General features: G+C 37.6%; 13 protein-coding genes, 1 tRNA gene and 1 pseudogene. 7 read left to right on the top strand and 8 right to left on the bottom strand.

Going from position 1 to position 20,482, the window contains the following annotated elements; translation table 11 throughout:
- Positions 1-2: 2 nt before the first annotated feature.
- Genes crtD through tsaD form a run of 3 tightly spaced genes read right to left on the bottom strand, consistent with a single transcriptional unit; the run spans position 3 to position 2,707 of the window.
- Positions 3-1,493: a 1-hydroxycarotenoid 3,4-desaturase CrtD gene (gene crtD, locus ADIARSV_RS18365; protein WP_016197161.1), complete on the bottom strand. Its 1,491-nt coding sequence runs from the start codon at positions 1,491-1,493 to the stop codon at positions 3-5.
- 26 nt (positions 1,494-1,519) lie between these two features.
- Entirely contained in the window at positions 1,520-1,696 is a 177-nt protein-coding gene (locus ADIARSV_RS21990; protein WP_016197160.1) for a hypothetical protein, read from the bottom strand.
- Between the two features lie 9 nt (positions 1,697-1,705).
- Complete coding sequence (gene tsaD / locus ADIARSV_RS18360; RefSeq protein ID WP_016197159.1) at positions 1,706-2,707, bottom strand: tRNA (adenosine(37)-N6)-threonylcarbamoyltransferase complex transferase subunit TsaD; 1,002 nt, start codon at positions 2,705-2,707, stop codon at positions 1,706-1,708.
- Between the two features lie 77 nt (positions 2,708-2,784).
- On the opposite strand from tsaD, the gene ADIARSV_RS18355 reads away from it, so the two are divergent.
- A complete protein-coding gene (locus ADIARSV_RS18355) occupies positions 2,785-7,197 on the top strand; it encodes a translocation/assembly module TamB domain-containing protein (protein WP_052017055.1) in 4,413 nt (1,470 codons plus the stop codon).
- 2 nt (positions 7,198-7,199) lie between these two features.
- Here the strand turns inward: ADIARSV_RS18355 and ADIARSV_RS18350 are convergent, their stop codons facing one another.
- From ADIARSV_RS18350 to ADIARSV_RS18340, 3 genes are all read right to left on the bottom strand, one after another.
- Positions 7,200-8,420 (bottom strand): bifunctional 3,4-dihydroxy-2-butanone-4-phosphate synthase/GTP cyclohydrolase II, encoded by a 1,221-nt coding sequence (locus tag ADIARSV_RS18350; RefSeq protein WP_016197157.1) that lies wholly within the window; start codon positions 8,418-8,420, stop codon positions 7,200-7,202.
- Between the two features lie 75 nt (positions 8,421-8,495).
- Entirely contained in the window at positions 8,496-9,935 is a 1,440-nt protein-coding gene (locus ADIARSV_RS18345; RefSeq protein WP_016197156.1) for an LptF/LptG family permease, read from the bottom strand.
- A gap of 24 nt (positions 9,936-9,959) precedes the next feature.
- The gene (locus tag ADIARSV_RS18340; RefSeq protein ID WP_016197155.1) at positions 9,960-10,340 is read right to left on the bottom strand and encodes an START-like domain-containing protein; all 381 of its coding nucleotides are present in this window, start codon (positions 10,338-10,340) and stop codon (positions 9,960-9,962) included.
- 147 nt (positions 10,341-10,487) lie between these two features.
- Between ADIARSV_RS18340 and ADIARSV_RS18335 the strand changes: the two genes are divergently transcribed.
- Positions 10,488-10,564 (top strand) — tRNA-Met (locus tag ADIARSV_RS18335).
- 918 nt (positions 10,565-11,482) lie between these two features.
- Here ADIARSV_RS18335 and ADIARSV_RS18330 read toward each other — a convergent pair.
- Entirely contained in the window at positions 11,483-12,769 is a 1,287-nt protein-coding gene (locus ADIARSV_RS18330; protein WP_152439943.1) for a DUF4861 family protein, read from the bottom strand.
- A gap of 365 nt (positions 12,770-13,134) precedes the next feature.
- Between ADIARSV_RS18330 and ADIARSV_RS23335 the strand changes: the two are divergent.
- A pseudogene (locus ADIARSV_RS23335) lies at positions 13,135-13,410 on the top strand (hypothetical protein); the annotation flags it as partial.
- Positions 13,411-13,669: 259 nt separating this feature from the next.
- On the opposite strand, the gene ADIARSV_RS18320 reads toward ADIARSV_RS23335, so the two are convergent.
- Complete coding sequence (locus ADIARSV_RS18320; RefSeq protein WP_016197151.1) at positions 13,670-16,522, bottom strand: TonB-dependent receptor; 2,853 nt, start codon at positions 16,520-16,522, stop codon at positions 13,670-13,672.
- Between the two features lie 514 nt (positions 16,523-17,036).
- On the opposite strand from ADIARSV_RS18320, the gene ADIARSV_RS18315 reads away from it, so the two are divergent.
- From ADIARSV_RS18315 to porD, 4 genes are read left to right on the top strand one after another with little or no spacing between them, the layout of a single operon-like run.
- Entirely contained in the window at positions 17,037-17,924 is an 888-nt protein-coding gene (locus ADIARSV_RS18315; protein WP_016197150.1) for an outer membrane protein assembly factor BamD, read from the top strand.
- Between the two features lie 7 nt (positions 17,925-17,931).
- The gene (locus ADIARSV_RS18310; protein ID WP_016197149.1) at positions 17,932-18,264 is read left to right on the top strand and encodes a DNA-directed RNA polymerase subunit omega; all 333 of its coding nucleotides are present in this window, start codon (positions 17,932-17,934) and stop codon (positions 18,262-18,264) included.
- 58 nt (positions 18,265-18,322) lie between these two features.
- Complete coding sequence (gene coaBC, locus ADIARSV_RS18305) at positions 18,323-19,519, top strand: bifunctional phosphopantothenoylcysteine decarboxylase/phosphopantothenate--cysteine ligase CoaBC (RefSeq protein WP_016197148.1); 1,197 nt, start codon at positions 18,323-18,325, stop codon at positions 19,517-19,519.
- Positions 19,519-20,421, top strand: coding sequence for a type IX secretion system protein PorD (porD, locus tag ADIARSV_RS18300; RefSeq protein ID WP_016197147.1), 903 nt, complete (start codon positions 19,519-19,521; stop codon positions 20,419-20,421). The genes coaBC and porD overlap by 1 nt, the downstream gene beginning before the upstream one ends.
- Positions 20,422-20,482: the final 61 nt, after the last annotated feature.

Genomic DNA, 20,482 nt, shown 5'->3' with positions numbered 1-20,482 from the left:
AATTACTTGCATGTTGAAAAACTCTCATCAATAATTTTAGCTGATAGTAGTGCTAATGGAATGCCTCCTCCAGGATGAACGCTTCCCCCAACAAAATATAACCCATCAATGGTACTTGAAAAATTAGGATGACGAAGGAAAGCAGCAAATTTACCGTTTGAACTTGTACCATATATCGAGCCCTGATATGAAAATGTATTGGATTCAATAATTCTTGGGTCCATTACATTCTCGGATACAATGAGTGACCCAATATCTGCTTTTAATATTCGGCTTAATTTCTCTATAATATGATTTCTAGCCTCAGCTATTAATACATCCCAGTCCTGCCCGATATTGGCTGGTACATTAATCATAACAAACCAGTTTTCTGTACCTATTGGCGCATCAGTAGGGCAGTATTTTGATGTAATATTGATATAAACAGTAGGATCATTATAAATAGTTTTATGCTTCCAAATGGCAGAAAACTCCTTTTCATAATCCTCACTAAAGAAAATATTGTGCAAATCAAGCAAGGGAAACGTCTTATTTATACCCCAATAAAAGATAAGCGCAGAACTGCTTCGTTCCTGTTTTAAGATCTTGTCAGGTTTCTTTACTCCTTTTAACAGCTGATTGTAGGTAAACCACACATCCATATTTGATATAACATGCGGTGCATAAACAGATTTATCCTTCATTTGTATCCCTTTTACCTTTTTATCTTCGAGAAGGATCTCTTCAACTTTAGCGTTATAATGAAAATGAACGCCAAGCTCCTCTGCTAGCCTAACCAAAGAACTGGTAATGCTATACATTCCATTTTCTGGGAAATAAGCACCGAAATGTTGCTCCAAATGAGGGATGATATTCAGAGTTGCTGGGGCACTATAAGGGTTTGAGCCATTGTATGTGGCATATCGATTAAAAAAACGACGTGTTTTACTATCCTGAAAATCACTTTCATTTGCCTTATTCATTGTCCTGAAGGGATCAATATCCGGAAAACGTAAAAAGGACTTTATCGTACTCCAAGTGAAGTAAGTGCTCAGCTTATGAAGCGATTTTTCTAAAAAGACATGATGGGTAATAGTATAGATCTTGCTGCTCTTTTTTAGAAACCGAATGATTGATTGTTTCGTGTCAGCAGTTTTTAATTCAAACTCTTTAGCCAACTTATCAGGGTCTGACCAAGCCGTTAAAATGGTGCTATCCTCAAAAAAGTACTGACATACAACATCTAGCTTTTTATATCTGAAATAATCCTGAGGATCTTTGTTTGCCAAACGAAACAATTCATCTACGTATTGAGGCATAGTAAATAAACTTGGACCTGCATCAAAGCGAAATCCTGAATTGGTAAATTCAGTTAATTTACCCCCTGGAACTGAATTCGCCTCATAAACATCAACCTCATATCCTTTGATGGCCAATCTTATTGCAGAGGCGATCCCTGCAATACCAGCACCTACAACAATAACGTGTTCATTACTTATCTGACGGTCTGTCATTCGAAACTTTTATACAGGAATAAACTTTAAATCCCCTTATCCTTATTAGCCTGATAAGCAACAAGTACGGCAAAGACAAGGAGTATGATCAACACCGCAATCCCCAAATTACGTTTCTGCTTATCTTTCCAGATCAGATAAAAAATAAAGCCCACTAATGGAATTGCGAAAACGAAGGCGAATATTAATGAATTAACTATCATTGTTTTTATTTAAAAGTCCATTCGGGCAAGGGGAGAAACATCCTGTCCAACAAAATCTCCATGAATGTATTTATAATATCCGGCAATGGCAATCATAGCAGCATTATCGGTACAATATTCAAATGCAGGAATATAAATCTGCCAGTTTTCTTTCGCAGCTGTTTCAGTAAGCAGATCACGGAGCCCCGAATTTGCTGAAACCCCTCCTGCAATTGCAACATGAGAAATGTTGTATTGTTTAGCTGCCTTTTTGAGTTTATTAAGTAAGATAGTAACGATCCGATATTGTACTGAAGCGCAAATATCTGTCATGTTATTCTGCACAAAATCCGGATCAAGCTTCTTATGATCTCTTACAAAATAAAGTATCGAGGTCTTTAATCCACTAAAGCTAAAATTCAATCCAGGGATCTGCGGTTCAGGAAAATTAAAGGCATGTGGATTACCTAACCTGGCCTGTTTATCCACTAAGGGTCCACCAGGATAAGGCAACCCTAAAATCTTAGCCGTCTTATCAAACGCCTCTCCTGCTGCATCGTCAGTGGTCTCCCCTACAATCTCAATATCGAAATAATCTTTCACAAGAATGATTTGTGTATGCCCACCGGATACCGTAAGGCAAAGAAAAGGAAAAGCAGGTTTCGGATCATCTATAAAATGAGCCAGTATATGGGCATGCATATGATTTATTTCAATCAGAGGCACATTTAGAGCCAATGCAAAGCCTTTAGCAAAGGATGTTCCTACAAGTAATGAGCCTAAAAGTCCGGGTCCTCTTGTAAAAGCAACCGCTTCAATGTCTTTTTTGCTTACTTTAGCGGCCAAAATAGCTTCTACCACTACAGGAATGATATTTTGTTGATGAGCCCTGGAGGCAAGTTCGGGAACTACGCCTCCGTATTTTTCATGAACTGCTTGAGTTGCAATTATATTAGATAGGATTTTACCATCTTTACATATAGATGCAGAGGTTTCATCGCAGGACGATTCGATAGCGAGAATTGTAGCCAAACTAGATAATGAATTTGTTGTTGTGATACTTAAAGTACAAAATTATTAAAAAACTACTTAAAATAACATTATGGATCTTGTCAGCAATAATTTTGCTGGCTGCATCACTAATATTTGCACTGCAATTTAAATCAGTTCAAACATTTGCTGCCAAAAAGGCCGCCACCTATTTATCAAAAGAACTCGATACTAAAATCGAGATTACCAGTTTGTACATTAAACCTTTCAAGCTTATTGTTCTTGAAGGCCTCTATGTACAAGACCGCGATAAAGATACATTACTTTATACGCCTAAATTCTCTGTTGACTTAAATTTACTTTCATTAAAGAACAAGACTATTGATATAAATACGATTCAACTGGACAGTGGATCATTTTTTCTGAAGCGATACCCCAATAAAACCACCAACCTCCAGTTTATTCTCGATTACTTTAACTCGGGTAAACCCAAACAGAAAACAACTGGAAAACCCTACACGATTACCTTAGAAAAGGTCATTGTGAATAACACCTCCTTTAAATATAAAAATCTGAATGATTCCACCTTTACAACCGGAGTTAATTTCAACGACATAGCCCTGAGTAAATTAAATGCAGTATTAACGGGAATAGACATCAACAACTACCTCTTTAAAGCTAAGGTTCGTGGTCTGTCTTTTGAGGAAAGAAGTGGATTCAAACTCAATAACTTAAATGCCAATACCACAATTGATACGGCAAGGATGGAATTTGCGGACCTACATCTGGAAACAGACAGGAGTCTGGTTAGCAATTACCTGGTATTTAAATATAAAAACTTTGGTGACTTCAGCGATTTTATTAACAAAGTATATGTCAAAGGATCATTAAAAAATAGCACCCTCGATTCTAAAGATATCTCCTACTTTACTACAGCTCTCAAAAAGATGAATGTTTCCTTTAAACTTAATGGAAATATCAGTGGATATGTAAATAATATTAACGCCCAAAAATTCTCTATTACCGCAGGTCAGGCTACTTATGTTAAAGGTGACTTTAAAATTAAGGGACTGCCAAACCTGGATAAGACCCATTTAGATTTAAAAATAGAGCGGTTCTTTACCAATAAAAAAGATGCTGATAATTTAATAAAACGAACCACCGGACTAAGCGGCAAAATCCCATTGATCGCACAAAAGCTAGGTAATGTTAGTTTTACCGGTTCATTTAAAGGACTCATTAAAGATTTTGAGACAAAAGGTGAAATTAAAACAGGCCTTGGTAGGTTAATTCCCGATATCAGAATGAACCTTTTAAATTTACCAGCTTATTCAGGAACCGTCAAAGCAGTAGATTTTAACCTGGGAGAATTACTCGATCAAAAATCACTAGGCCGCACCACGGTTACCGCTAAAGTAGATGGAAAAGGCTTCAACTTGAATCAACTTAAGGACAAAATAGATGCAAATGCAACCTACTTTGACCTGAAGGGCTACCGATATACCAATATTAATATCAACGGGAATATTATTAATAAACTTTTCCAGGGTAGGATTAAAATTAATGACCCAAACATCAAATTAGATTTCAACGGTGACATCAACTTAAATACAACGCTCCCCTCCTTCAATTTCAATGCCTCGCTTACAGGTGTAAATCTGCATAAACTCCATTTCTCCAAAGACACACTTCAGCTGGATGCAGACTTGAATACAGCATTTACAGGGAACAATTTAAACAACATTGAAGGAAAACTAGAGATGAATCGGTTACGTTTTACCAGTTCCGACAGCTCATTAGTTGTAAATTCTATCGTTTTAAGTGCCGATGGAATTGGTAGCTCCAGATCTATTGCGATAAACTCAGACATCCTCGAAGCAAAAATCAACGGTCAGTATGATCTGAATACCCTTCCATCCTATTTCAAATCAGTAGTTAAACGCTACATTCCATCATTAAAAACAGATATACGAAAGTTTGGCTTACAGGAATTCAATTTTTATTTAAATATAAAAGACTTTGCTCCTTTGAGCATGCTGCTCATTCCTGATCTTAAAATCCCTAAGGGAGCCGTTTTTTACGGACGATTTAATAGCAATGATAGTCTCGCCGCAATTAACGGATCAAGCGAACTGATCCAGTATAAAAAGATCAAAGTGAATAATTTCATTATTGATGAATCAGCAGCAAGCAAAGCCCTTAACTTGTTTATGACCGCCGACCGCATCGATATAACGGATAGTCTATACATCCAAAATATAAACGTTGCCAACATATTATACAAAGACAGTCTGGCTCTCAATATCAAGCTTTCAGATAAAGATGCCAACAATCAGCTCGATTTAAATGCTTTGGTAGAATTTGGAACCGACACCCTTGCCAAATTAAGCCTGCTTCCTTCTGATTTTATTATTAACAGAGAGATCTGGAAAGTTCCCGAGCAAGTTAAACTACGATTTGATAAGCGAAAAGTGTTTGTCCAGGGCTTTGAACTCCTACGAAATGACCAACTATTAACAATTGATGGAATTATTTCAGACCAACCTGAAGACAAGCTGAATATAGATTTCCAAAACTTTACCCTTGTAACCTTCAATTCTTTAACAAAAGCAGCAGGAGTAGTTCTGGGGGGACGACTAAACGGAAAAGTAGCTTTAAGCTCTGTTTTAAAAACCGCAAAAGTAGAGTCACAATTAAAGATAGATACCCTTGTGGTTAATAATACAGGAGTAGGTGACCTTAAACTAGTTGCGGATCTCGATAATGAGACCAAACTGGTAAATGTCACTATGGATATCACTAAAGATGGCAAAAAAACCATGAATATCCAGGGGACCTATAATGCCAGCGCCGAAATCAACACCCTTGATTTAAATGTAAGTATGGAGGATAATGAATTGGTCATCTTCACCCCTGCCATACGAAGCCTGGTTTCCAATGTTAAAGGTAAAGTTTCTGCCAAGGTAAATGTAAGCGGCAACATCCTTGATCCTAAAATAAACGGAACCCTAAGTTTAAAAGATGCTCATTTAACAGTGAATTATTTACGAACACCGTACCGGATCACAGACAATGTAGCCATAGAAAACAGTGTCATCAATCTTGATGATCTGGAATTAACTGATATTAACGACAATAAAGCCATTGCCACTGGAACAGTAGACTTAACCAATCTACAGAATCCGGTAATGGATATTTCAATCAAAGCTACTCGCTTCATGGCATTGAATACCACTGCAAAAGACAATCCTATCTACTACGGAACTGCTTATGCAACAGGAACCTTTAAGTTCAGAGGGCCTATAAAGAGCATGAATATCGATATTAATGCCAAAACAGAAGCTGGTACCGTATTCAATATCCCTTTAAATGCCTCTGAAACAATTGGAAATAATGATTACATCACATTTGTAGCAAAAGACTCTTCATTCACTCCCAAAGCACAATCTTTCTTCCAGGGGCTTGTCATGAATTTTGATCTGGTAGTTGATGAAAACAGTCAGGTCAATATAATAACCAACCTGGGGAAATTAAACGGGAGAGGAAATGCCACTTTAAATCTTAAGATTACCAGTTTAGGCGATTTTGAAATGTACGGTGATTACCTCATATCAAGTGGTAAATTTCAACTTACCGCACAAGATTTTATCAATAAAATATTTGATCTAAGTCAGGGTGGATCTATCCGCTGGACAGGCGATCCCTCAGACGCCCTCATCAATTTAAAAGCAGTTTATGGTGTACGAACAGATATCAGCCCTCTTTATCAGGCAGCAGGACGAGCAGCATCATCAACGGGTAGGGTTCTTGCTGAAGCAATAATGAACCTAAGTGGCAATCTGGCACAACCGGATATCTCCTTTGACATTAACTTTCCTTCAGATACTTATTTCAAAGATGAGTTTCAAAACTACTTTAGCGACGTAAACAATAAGAATACACAAGCATTGAGTTTAATTGTGCGGCGATCATTTTCACCTAACACAGGGCTGGTAAATGTACAGGCAGTTAACTCCACTTTATTCAGTGCTGGTACTGAGCTTTTCTTTAACCAGCTGAATAATATTCTTGCACAGTCTCTTAATCTTAATTTTGTGGATTTAAATATTCGCTCACTTAATGAAGCCAGCGCCTCATTACGGCTATTAAAAGATCGATTAGTAATCACAGGAGGTGTCACAGACAGAAGAGCTGAACTGAACGACTTAAACATAATTGGCAATTCAGTAGCGCGGGATGTTGAGCTTTTGTACTTGTTACGAAAAGATGGGAGTCTTAATTTAAGAGCATCAAACCGGTTAAATAATAGAAACTTTCTAAATCCTGATCAGGAATACATCAGTGCTATTGGGTTACTTTACCGACAAGACTTTGAAACTCTAAATGAGTTTTTACGCGCCTTGGTTGGTAAAAGAAGAAGGGATGAAAGGCAATTACCCGCTCCCATCCCTGTTTCTAAATCCCCTTCAACTCCTGCTGTAATTATTTTACCAACTTCTACAGAAAGTTCTGAAAAGAAAACATCAAAATAATATTAAATGATTGGATTATTCATAATAGAATGTCCCATTCGATCACGCTTAGTCTTCAGATATAATTCATTATGAACATTAGAAGCTATTTCGATTGGAATATTTTCAACAATCTCAATCCCATATCCTATTAATCCAGCACGCTTGGTTGGGTTATTAGACAGTAGTTTCATTTTAGTAATACCCAGACTTCTTAATATTTGAGCGCCAACACCATAATCCCGTTGATCCATTTTAAAACCAAGTTGAAGATTAGCATCAACCGTATCAAAACCATTCTCCTGAAGGTTATAGGCATGAAGTTTATTAATAAGTCCTATTCCACGACCTTCCTGATTCATATAAATAACAACGCCTTTACCCGCTTCATCAATCATCTGCATCGCTTTATGAAGCTGGGGGCCACAATCGCATCTGCATGAACCAAAGATATCACCAGTCACACAAGAACTGTGTACACGCACTAAAACGGGTTCATCAGGCTCCCACTCGCCTTTAATAAGCGCAAGATGATGCTCCTGTGTATCCGTTTGTGTATAGGCTATCATTTGAAAATCGCCCCACTCTGTAGGAAGCGTTACCGAAACTTCTTTAGTGATTAAAGATTCAGTTTGCAAACGATAGTTTATGAGATCCTTAATGGAAATTATTTTTAAATTATGCTTCTCTGCAATGATCATTAAATCAGGAAGACGAGCCATTTCCCCGTTTTCTTTCATGATTTCAACCAAAACACCTGCAGGTTCCATTCCAGCTATACTGGCCAAATCTACAACAGCTTCAGTATGTCCGGCACGACGTAAAACGCCTCCTTCTTTAGCACGCAAAGGAAATACATGGCCTGGACGACCAAGATCTTCCGGACGGGTAGCAGGATGAATTAACGCTTGTATTGTTTTGGAACGATCGGACGTTGAAATACCTGTCGTGCAACCATTACCTATTAAATCTACTGATACCGTAAAATTAGTTTCATGAAGAGCTGTATTATTGCCTACCATTAAATTAAGGCCCAATTCATCACATCTCGCCTCCGTCATTGGCACACAAATTAAACCTCTGCCATATGCGGCCATGAAGTTTATGATTTCAGGAGTTACGTTGCGGGCTGTAGTAACAAAGTCACCTTCGTTTTCCCGATCTTCATCATCAACTACAATGATAACCTTGCCAGCTTTAAGCTCGTCAATGGCTTCTTCAATTGTATTAAGTTTAATTTTCATTTGAGTACAAAATTAAGTTAATCTGTCAAGATTACTATAATAGATAGGTAAAGATTCACAAGATGTGATCTATACTTATTTAACGATTTTATTCTTTTTAAAGCGATTAAAGAATTTCTTAATGGCCTGCTTGTAGGAATCAGCATCAAACAAAGCAGAATCGCTGGCAGCTTTATAAGTTAAAAATATGCCAAGGGGGGTTAGGACAAATATAGCAATCCACATACCTAATACAGGTGAAATGTCACCTTCTTTAGCTGATTTTTCTCCAATTGTAGAAATGATATGATAGATCAGAAAGAAGATGATGGACATGACAACTGGCAGACCCAGCCCACCTTTGCGGATAATTGCGCCCAGAGGAGCCCCTATCGAAAATAACACCAGGCATGACACTGATAAAGTAAACTTTCGGTTATACTCAATCGAATAACGTCTGATTGTTTTTTGCAATAACAAATACTCTTCAGTTCTTCCTGTCAGCGTTTCAGTAACAGATCGCGATTCATTTAGTGCATAACTTATTGCAGAAGACTTCTGTTCCTTATTAAAAAGCTCGGAAACACTGTTCTGGTAGACTTTAACATTCCGAACAGGACGACCGGGCTGTTTCACGAAACTAAACAGTCTGAATGCTGGAGCGATAAAAGGCATTATTGCCTTTACAGCACTGTCCGCCTGCCGTGTTGTCGAATCTTTATAAATCTTCAACTGACGGAGGTTTAACATGGCATAATTAGACTTAAAAAGCCCCTCATCTGTCCGTTTCATTTCGAAATCATCCAGTGGAAACTTTTGCTCAGTCGCCTTAAAACGATAGCGCGTAAAACGTTGTCTTGGATTATAAGATTTATCCCCTGAAGTTTCTTCATAACGAACCCCATCTTTTAATTCCAACACCAATGTACGGTCTTTATTGGTTTTGTACATGACCCCTTCTTTGGCCAGTGTAGTCGAAATATTTCCATTAGTTCCTGTTTGATCATAGATCAATACATTTTTCAAAGTACGGCCATCATCGCCTTTTTGTTGCACACGTATGGCGTAACCTTCAATACTATTATTAAAAATACCTTCCTCTATCAGGAATGATGCTTTTTGATTTCGCACATCATAGAGTAAAGAGCCCATTTTAAGGTTGGCTACAGGAAGCATATAATCGGAAAATAGAAATGCCGAGATACTTAATACGGTTACAAGCAAAAACAAAGGACGCATTGCCTTTTGTAAAGAAACTCCAATAGATTTTATGGCAACAAGCTCATAACTTTCACCTAGGTTCCCAAAAGTCATAATGGACGAAAGCAACATAGCCAAAGGCAAGGCCATAGCCACATTTGTTGCTGAAGCGTATAGTAACAAACGCAAAATCACATGCCACTCAAATCCCTTACCAATCAGATCGTCGATGTATTTGAATAAAAATAACATCAGCAACACAAACATCACAATGAAAAAGGTAACAATAAAAGGCTTAATGAATGCCTTAATTATTAGCAGATAAACTTTCTTCACCTTACAAAATTAGTGAATTGTTACTTATGCACCTAATACACTGATCAAATACTGAATTTGATTATCCCAAATAAGTCTTCTTTCTTCAAAAGCTTCAGCCGGAGCGAAATCTGTAATAGATAACGCCACATCATTTGTTAGCTCATCCTGTAGAATCTCCATCTCAAAATAGTATTGAGGTTCATCATCAAGCCATCTAAACCGAACAAATTTGTTCTCTTTTACGTTTGTAAGTTTTGCTTTATGCTCTTCTCCATCCCACATAAACGAGTAGATTTGTTCCCTATATAAAACGTCGTCAGCAAACCATTGAGCCAATCCATTGGGTTCATTCAGGAAAGTAAACAAAATTTTAGGTGAAGAATGAATTTCGTACTCTATCGTAAACTTCTTTTTCTCAGACATTTTCTTGATTAAAAAAACCTAATGCAAGCATTTTTTAGATTTATTTCCTAAAGAAAAGTATTTTAAACTATATTTGCAACTCAAATTTGAAAGGCGGCAATATAATTTGCTTTGTTGCAAACTAAAAAGTCAATCAAATATGAATACGGCGGGGTAGCTCAGATGGTTAGAGCGCAGGATTCATAACCCTGAGGTCGGCAGTTCGATCCTGCTCCCCGCTACCAAATAAGCAAAAGAGGCATTATCCAGATTTGATTCAGGAATGCCTCTTTCCTTTTTAAGGATAATCTGCTAAAAATAAGCGATATACAAAAACACCAAATTAATCTCACTGGTTCGATCTTCATCATTTTTCTTATCGTAACTCATACCACTAGGGAACAGTAATGCTTACAACTGTTGCTAAGTGTGGTAGTCACCAGAAAGCCAGTTTAAAGGTAGCTGAGTGGCATATTTGATTGCCAACCTAACGCATTTTAAAAGGTTCGAACTTTTATTTGACAGGATGAGCAAATTGTGCTCAATTTCCTTCTTTTCTTCCGTATATTTTTCATAGTATTTTTTGTAAAGCTTCTGACTAAGATCTTCTTCAATGTACTTCTGTTACAGGGGTATTCTACTCCATGGACATCAGTAAAGCAAGCGTACATGACATAAAGCACTCTGGATTAAATAAATTGCACATTGATTGGCGACAAGGGGATATTTATCAAAAACCAGCCAGTTAGATTTATTCAATACAGTAAAAATCCAGTTAAAGACTCCTATGCGCAACAATCAAAAAGACAAGCAACCATTAGAACCTGTATTCAGGAAATGCAGAAAAAGAATTGAAACCTTATTCGCGCAGCTGTGCGATCAGTTCATGCTCAAATGAAAGCATGCAAAATCTTTAAAGGGTTTAGCTATGCGAATATTTGCTAAACTTGCCGCAGTTACTTGCCTGCAGTATATCAATAACAAAAACAACAAACCCAATAATCAGCTTAAATATGCACTCGCTTTTTAATTGCACAACACGTTATATATAGACTGACTACAACAAATTGGAGATCTTTTAAAGGTTGACTTATTTATTTTTAGAAAAAAAGAGAATTCCGTTTCATCAGAATCCTCCTTGTTTCATTGTTTTAATCAATACCCTATTTAATCATTAAAGCCGCATTATATAAAGCAGCCTCATCTGTCAAATACTTTTTAAATGAGTCGAAGGTTTTAAAACGACTATCACTGGCTTCCCAGGCAGAATAAAACCGGTAGGTAGTAGCCGCCTTTGAACGAATTGGCATTTGCAAAGTGTAGGTATTTAAAATATCCGATCCAACATTAGGGGTTTGACCAATCCCAACAAAGTTAGACTTAGACACCATCAAAGCCATTCCCAATTGATCCTTATTTTCAGACTGTGTATCAAAAGTGTAGAGTGCCCTGGTACTTCCATAACTCAGTAAAGAAGACTTCTTACTTTTTAGATTCACAATACCGCTTACCAACTCTGCCCCTTTGGGTGCATTCTTTACAGTAACTTCACTCTGATAAAAATATTGTCCACCCCAAATACTGATTTGCTCAGTTAAGGAAGCTAATTTACCATTTCCCAATACATTCCATTCCGGATAAGACAGTGCAAATACGGCCCTAATTGGACCATCGGCAATCATCTTATAAACCATCTTGCCCATATTCTGACCACCAAGTCGTACCAAAGTATCTGCTTTGCCAGCTAAAGGCACCTTCAAAGCAAGCGAACCTGCTCCCAGTGACTTACCTACTGCCAGAATATCCATCCCCCATTTATCCAAATGATGATAAATAACCTTTGGATCTACTCCTACTGTATCCATCATCATCTCTGAAGTGGTTTTCCCCCATATATCTTTTATATTACGTACATCCATATAAATACGAAAACCAACTTTATCATTTTCCCAGGCTGGACCTTCGGTTAAACGGGAAGGAAGCGTCTGTTTGGTAAAATCAGTATTGGGCTGACCGGCTGGAACGCTGTCCGCATAAACAAGCAGCCCAAAGCTATCATCCGCATTTTTTATCCGTTGCCTTACATGCGCTTTTATGATAGGTTTAATTTGAATATCCGATTTAGAGATGGGTAGATCAACCTGCTCCTGCCCCTTAAAGGAATATAAAAAAGCGACTTCATCCCAATTGCCATCATCAGTCAAGTCATCGAACTGAATAAATAGAGGAGATCCTTTCGCAGACCTAATACTGATACGTTCTTCGCCGGAAAGTATTCCTACTTTCTTTTCAATGAAATCCCTTTTCAATATGATAAGCTCATTATCCCTATTGATAGTTGCTGGATTTTTGATAGTAATTACTTTATTTTGAGCTGATGCAGAGTAGGCTGAGATCATGACACTGCATACTAAAAGCAGCGCCAATCTTATTTTAGATTCAGAATTCATATAATATAGTATTTGTTAAAATTGCAATTAATCACATAATGTGTATTACGCTGAAATATACATTTTTTTAGATAAAATGCAAGATGGATAAATAACTTGTTACCAAATACCAATCTGATTCTAATTAGTCGGGCCTTAATTCTATTAACTATTTAATTATCAATATAATATATTTACATTTTACATATCTTTTGTATTAAAACATGCAGGAAATGGTTGTTTTCGATTTAAAACCTAGCAATTTTTTTTGATATGTTAGCCAAGAAATCTGTAGATAAAGGTCCTAACCTATTTTATTCTTCCTTATCGGTAATGCTGAACCAGAAGCACCCATTAAAACCAAACTACGCAAAGGGTTAAAGCGAAGAGCTGCAACAGAACCGACAATTGGGCATCTGAAGACAGATCATCGCTTAGCTCGGAACTTTTACAAAGGGATATTTGGCGATAACATCAACATTATGCTTGCTTCCGCAGATTTCAACTTTAAAAGGATGATGAACAAGTGGAAATCATCTCTTTTTGGCCTCTTTTTTAACTCGCTCAAGCTTGTCATATTCATCTTTAATAATTTGCTTGAAATACAGATGAAATCAGATCCAAAACAAATTAATAACTTTAAAACAAAATGGACTTTTTAATGCTCGACTATTTAAAAGCAAATTCAAAGCAATGTGTTTCCCACAAAAGTCCGACTTAAACTAGCCTACATCGGACTTATATCGGAATCATACTGCTATCTTATTGGTATCTTTAATATCCAGTTAGTAACATGCCGTCTTCGTTTGCGGCAATAGACACCCCTCAAATCACAAAAAGGTCTTTACAAATTACCATTGTGGCAATCCGCAAAGACCTTTTTAATTAATAGCTTATCGTTTTCGATAAGGCTGTATTATTTTAGAAAGTATAAGTTACTTTACCAGATACAAACCGTCCGTTAAAACCAAATTGCGATACTGCTCTGCTGTAAGCAAAGTGACCATTTGAGGTATTATCACGACCGGTAGTATAGTTAGCTGTAGGATCGCCGCTTAAATTTGTTTCAGAGTTGCGGGCATCCATATAGTTTTTATCTGGATAAATATCAAACAGATTGTTTACCGCAACATTTAAAGCCAGCTGTTTGATCACCTTGTAACTTACAGAAAGGTCAGTCACCCATTTTCCATTAAAAGTCTGATCAAGCTCCAGTGGTAAATTATTGGCAGCAACAGTTGGATCTACAGGATTCAAATAGGTTACTTTTCCAAAATAAACGGTTCTTAGTGACAGATCAACTTTCTTCATAGTATAGGCCGCACTCAAATTAATTTTACTTGCCGGTACTGATGATTCGTAACGGGAACGTTCGGTACGGTCAAACAATTTGGCTTTCAAACTCGCATTGCCTTCTATAATATCCGATCCCTTTATGGAACGAACTTTGGTTTCATTAAAATTGGCTGCTGCCGAAAGAGTTAAAACATTACCTGAAGTTAAGCTGATCCGATCAGTCAAAACGACATCTAATCCTTTAGTGCGGGTTGAAATGGCATTGGTAAAAAACTGAACGCTATTGATCGTTCTATTGGGATCAACTGTATCCAGGATCTCATTTACACCAGCAGTTGCACGGGTAAACTGACTTGAAAATACAATCCGGTCCTTAATATCAATTTGGTAGGCATCTACACTATAGGTTAATCCCGGAATGACGGTACCTGTTAATCCCAAACTATAAGAAGTTGATTTTTCAGGTTTTAATGAACCTACTCCAAATTTGGCTACGATAGGATTATCGTTATTAACCGTTAAAACTTGTGTTGGGTTGCCACTTACAAATTGGGTACTTTCATTATTGAAATAACGTTGTGCTAATGAAGGTGCCCGAAAACCGGTTGCTATAGCACCACGAAGAGAAAGCTGATCGGCAGCTTTTACTCTGGCAGTGAATTTATTGGAGAAATTAGAACCGAAGTCACTAAAGTTTTCATAACGACCTGCTGCTTCCACTAATAAACGGGGACCAAACTCGGCTTCGAAATCGGCATACAAACTGGTGTTATGTCTGGACTTGTCAATTGCATTGGCTGGTCTGAAACCAGGGAAGACCTGTGCACCAGCAGCTGTAGGACTGGTACCGACTAAACGTCCGGGGATATTTTGAGATGGCTGGCCGTAAGAATAAGAAAGTTCTTCACCTGGATTGATGGAGTAACTATCTACACGATATTCAGCACCGTAGGCTGTATTTAAGGAAGTCAGGAATCCGTCGAAATCAAATTTTCTGGAAACATCGAGATTAGTGGTATTCTGACTGAAAACTAATTTACCTGCATAAAAGGAAGTAGGACTTGTACCTATAGGTAAAGAAGCGTTTAAGGTATGATCAATATCGAAGGCAATATTGTTTTCGCCAAAGGTATTACTCACATCATATTTCCATGAACCGAGTGTTCCTTTAAGACCTCCACTGATGGAAACGTCATTTATTGAGGTATTGATAAAAGGCAAAAATCCATTGGGATAAAGGGTCACATCAATTTGTGTGGCTTGACTTGGTAAACGAATGAATCCAGCTGCTGATCCTGTTTTATGCGTATAACCAGCTGCCAGGTATACGCTTGCAGCGTTTGAAAATGCATATTGACCATTTGCAAACGAGCCAAAGTTCTTGGAATGAGAGTTACCTACGACCATATTATTACGGTTAACTCCTGCAGCATCAGCTTTTGCGTCATCAGCTTGCTTTAAAGTCGCAAACCGGGTTTCAAAATCAGCTTCCGTTTCTGTAGCAGCTTTAGAGGGCAGAGAAGAGTATAAAAGAGGACGGGTATCTAAACCTCCACGATTTGTAGCGCCTCTATCCTGGTATTGAGCGGCAACATTAACAAAACCTTTTCCGTTTAAGCTCCAGCCTTTACTGGCGTCAAACTGATAAGTTTTACCATCAGAATAGTTATTACCCAATGTTGAAGTGGCTGATTGGCCGTACATAGAAGAGACGACAAGTGGGGTGATTTTTTTCAATACAATATTGATAACACCTGCAATTGCATCAGAACCGTACTGCGCTGCTGCACCATCACGTAAAACTTCGATATGGTCGATGGATGATACAGGAATGGAATTCATGTCTGTACCAACGGTTCCTCTACCGAATGTACCGTTGATATTTACGAGTGCAGTGGTATGGCGTCTTTTACCGTTTACTAATACCAAAACCTGGTCGGGTCCTAATCCTCTTAGTGATGCAGGGTCGATATGATCGGTTCCATCAGCCACCGTTTGGCGGTTCGAACTAAAGGATGGAGCAATATAATTCAGGATCTGGGTAACGTCGGATTGAGGGTAACTTCTGATTTCTTTTGCAGAAATTACATCTACCGGAACAGGCGAGTTAATGTTGGTTCGGGATGGTGACCTTGAGCCGATGATAGCGACTTCTGTCAATGTAGTGCCTGAGGGTTTTAAGCTGTAATCGAAATTAGTAGCGGTAGTGCTTACAACGATATCAGCGGTTAAACTTTCGTAACCTATATAAGAAAGCCGGAGCTTGTGTGGCCCGGCGGCAAGATTGAGGGTGTATTCGCCCGTTGCATTAGTCGAAGTTCTTTGGGAGGTGCCGACAACGGCAACAATTACTCCCGGCATTGGAGTGCTGTTTGTGGCATCAGTAATCTTTCCTGTGATGCTTTGGGCGAGTAGGATTTGAGTACTTGCGAGGAAAAGCAGAATGAATAAAGAGATTTTTGAATAGATTTTCGGCATATTTTTATTTTTTGCTTAAAATAGCGATAATCATATTATATTGAAAGAAATAATGCAATTTTTATATCATATGTGTAATTTATGTGACAATTTGGTCATATTATTAAACAATTAAGCTACATTATACTTATTTCAGAGCGAGTATCCACAAAACTCCACCTATACACTTTAATAAAGCAAAGAAATATAGCAGTATTACACATTAACCTGAATTAAATAATAGATTTTTAAAATTTACACTTGTAAATACAGTATTAATTATCGGTTTATACAGACAAGCACTAAATATAGACACCTTAAAGAAGAAAAAATCACTTAAATCTAGCTGTATTAGAGAAATTAATTTTCCATTTGTGTACTGTTCTTTACATTTTCAATCAGCATTACTTGGTTAGGGAAAACGTTTCTTTTTTGTTAAGTATTGTTAAAATGCTCTGACTGAAAATAAATAAACATACCTTCGATTTTAATTAATTGAATTGTCTATTATTTTGATTTAATGTATCTTTGCAGGATGTTTAAAAACAGGCGTTTATTAACGTGGAGCTTATTGTTGATTTTAGCCGTTGTTGCTGGTTGTAAAAGCAAGTTTGAAAAGTTAGTTGCGAGCAACGATACGGGCAAAAAGTATCAGGAAGCGATAAGGCTTTACAATAAGAAGGACTATAGTAAGGCCCTGCTTTTGTTCGATGGTTTAAACCAGAAATACAAAGGTCGTGGTGAAGCAGAAGATCTTGCTTACTATTTTGCCTATACCAATTATCGTTTAAGAGATTATACGACTGCACGTTATCAGTTTAAACTTTTTGCCGATACTTATCCAAATAGCGCCCGTTCTGAGGAATGCAGGTTTATGTCGGCCTATTGCTATTACCTGGATTCTCCTAGTTTTAGTCTGGATCAACAAAACACGCTTCATGCCATTGAGTCTCTTCAACTATTCATCAATCTTTATCCAAAGAGTGACCGTGTGGTAGAAGCAAGTGGACTTATTGCAGATTTGCGTGATAAACTAGAGCGTAAAGCGATGGCTAATGCTCGTTTATATCTGGATATAGGGGATTATAAATCAGCTGTAATAGCTTTTGATAATGCATTGCGCGATTTTCCGGATACTAAGTATGCAGAAGAAATGGAGTCTCTGGCTATCGAGGCTCAGTATCTATATGCACAAAACAGCTTAGAGATTCGTCAGGAAGAACGTTATACTTTGGCAATCACTATGGCCGATCGGTTTGTGGAAGATTATCCAAAGAGTAAGTTTCTGAAAGATGCTCAGGATGTAAAAAAACATGCTGAACAAGGGCTTGTTCAGGTTCAGAAACTAATGGCAGCTTCTCAGCCAGTGGTAAAAGAAGAGGTTAATAAAGAAGAAGAAAAAGTCACTACGCAAAATAAATAAGGTAAAGATGAGTAATACAGTAAAAAGCACAGTTGCACCAAGCACTATCACAAGAGATTTACGCCAGTTAGATACAACTACAGGAAATGTTTACGAATCTTTAGTTGTAATTGCAAAGCGAGCAAATCAAATTTCAAATAACATAAAGGAAGAGTTGTCAGGTAAGTTATCTGAATTTGCGTCATCTAATGACAACCTGGAAGAGATATTTGAAAATCGTGAACAAATTGAGATCTCCAAACATTATGAGCGCATGCCTAAGCCTACGCTTATCGCAATTGATGAATTTTTAAACGACAAGGTGTATTTCCGTAACCCTGCTAAAGAGCAACAGGTATAATCGATTAAGAATTAGTAAGTTTAGATTTTAATGATCTGAACTATTTACTTAATGCGATATGCTTCAAGGAAAAAAAATATTACTAGGCGTCTGTGGCAGTATAGCCAGTTACAAATCTGCTACTTTAACTCGTTTACTGGTTAAAGCTGGTGCAGACGTCAAGGTAATTATGACTACAGATGCGAGGCATTTTATCACCCCGCTTACGCTTGCGACGCTATCTAAGAATCCGGTTTACAGTACTTATTTTAAATCGGATACAGGGGAATGGAACAATCATGTTGAACTGGCCTTATGGGCTGACCTGATCTTAGTAGCTCCTGCTACTGCAAATACACTGGCTAAATTTGCCAACGGTATTTGTGACAATTTACTTTCGGCTATTTATTTATCTGCAACCTGTAAGGTGTTTTTTGCTCCGGCAATGGATCTGGATATGTGGCTACATCCTGCTGTTAAGTATAATGTGGAAAAGATGAAATCGTATGGAAACATCCAGATTAAACCTGCTTATGGCGAACTAGCAAGTGGGCTTGTTGGTGAAGGAAGGATGGCAGAACCGGAAGACATTATTGCTTTTCTACGAGACACTTACAGCGCTGATTTACCCCTAAAAAATAAAAAGGCTATCGTTACTGCTGGCCCTACTTACGAAGCGATTGATCCGGTACGTTTTCTGGGTAATCATTCGTCAGGGAAAATGGGTATCGCTATAGCGGAAGAGCTTGCCCGAAAGGGAGCTGCTGTCACGCTGATCTGCGGACCATCATCTCAAATTTTATCCAACAGTCAAATTAAACGTATTGATGTTGTTTCTGCTGAGGATATGCATCAGGCTACACAAAAATTGTTTTCGGAAACCGACATTATGGTTATGAATGCTGCTGTTGCTGATTATAAGCCTTTAGAAGTTTCGGCAGAAAAAATTAAAAAAGATGACTCTCATTTTTCTATAGACCTGATGAAAACCACTGATATCCTGTCTTCGCTTGGCAAGATTAAAAGGGATGATCAGATTCTTGTTGGGTTTGCATTGGAGACCTTCAATGAAGAAGAACATGCTCTACTGAAGCTTAAAAAGAAGAACCTTGACTTCATTGTACTTAATTCGCTTCGTGATACAGGTGCAGGATTTCAGGGCGATACCAATAAGATCACTATAATTGATAAGCATTTAAACAAACAGGAATTCCCTTTAAAATCAAAAGAAGAGGTTGCTAAAGATGTTTGTCAGAAAATAATTGAGTTGAGCTAATGAAAAAGCTAGCCCTACTTATGCTCTTGTGTTTCCATATTGGATTACATGCGCAGGCACAAGACTTAAATGCCAGGGTTCAGGTATTGTCTCCTCAGGTTCAAAATACCAATAAACGTGCACTTAAAGTTCTTGAAGCAGCTATACGTGATTTTCTGAATGGTAAAGAATGGTCGCAGGATCAATTAAAGCCACAGGAAAGAATAGATTGTAGCTTCTTGATTAATATTACAGAATGGGATGGCTCCTCGAATTTTAGAGCGGAGTTACAGGTTCAATCCAGCAGACCTGTTTATGAGGCAACCTATCAATCCACGCTATTAAATTTTAGTGATAAAGATTTTAACTTCAGTTATATTGAAGGGCAAGCTTTAGATTTTTCTGATCAGCAATACATTAGTAACCTATCAGCGCTACTGGCTTATTATTCTTATATTATAGTAGGTTTGGATCACGATACATTTTCGATGTATGGTGGAAGTCCTTATTATACAAAGGCGCAAACTATTGTAAATTATTCACAAAATGCAGCATATATAGGATGGAAGGCGTTTGAGGGGTTACGCAATCGGTATTGGCTGATTGAAAATTTAACAAACGCTGCTTATCAGCCTATACGAAATTTCATGTATGAATATCATAGAAATGGTCTTGATATCATGTCAGAAAACCCGGAGAAAGGAAGGAAAGTCATTCTTTCTCTTCTTCCAGATTTGCTTAAAATTGACAAGCAACGTCAGGGAGCTATGCTGAATCAAGTTCTTTTTACTGCAAAAGCGGATGAGCTGGTTCAACTTTTAAATGGTGCTAATCCACAGGAAAAAAAACGTGCACTTTCTATTTTAAGTTCTGTTGATCCCTCCAACATTCGGAAGTATGATTTGTTAAAGAGTAATCAATAGTGCTGTTGTATATTTGATGCACTTTTAAAGAATTAGTTGTAAGCTTTAGTTCAAACACCAT

The sequence above is a fragment of the Arcticibacter svalbardensis MN12-7 genome, from assembly GCF_000403135.1.
In the GTDB taxonomy this organism is placed as follows: domain Bacteria; phylum Bacteroidota; class Bacteroidia; order Sphingobacteriales; family Sphingobacteriaceae; genus Arcticibacter; species Arcticibacter svalbardensis.
Note: the sequence above shows the minus strand (reverse complement) of the source record. Positions and strands in the feature narration are given on the sequence as shown.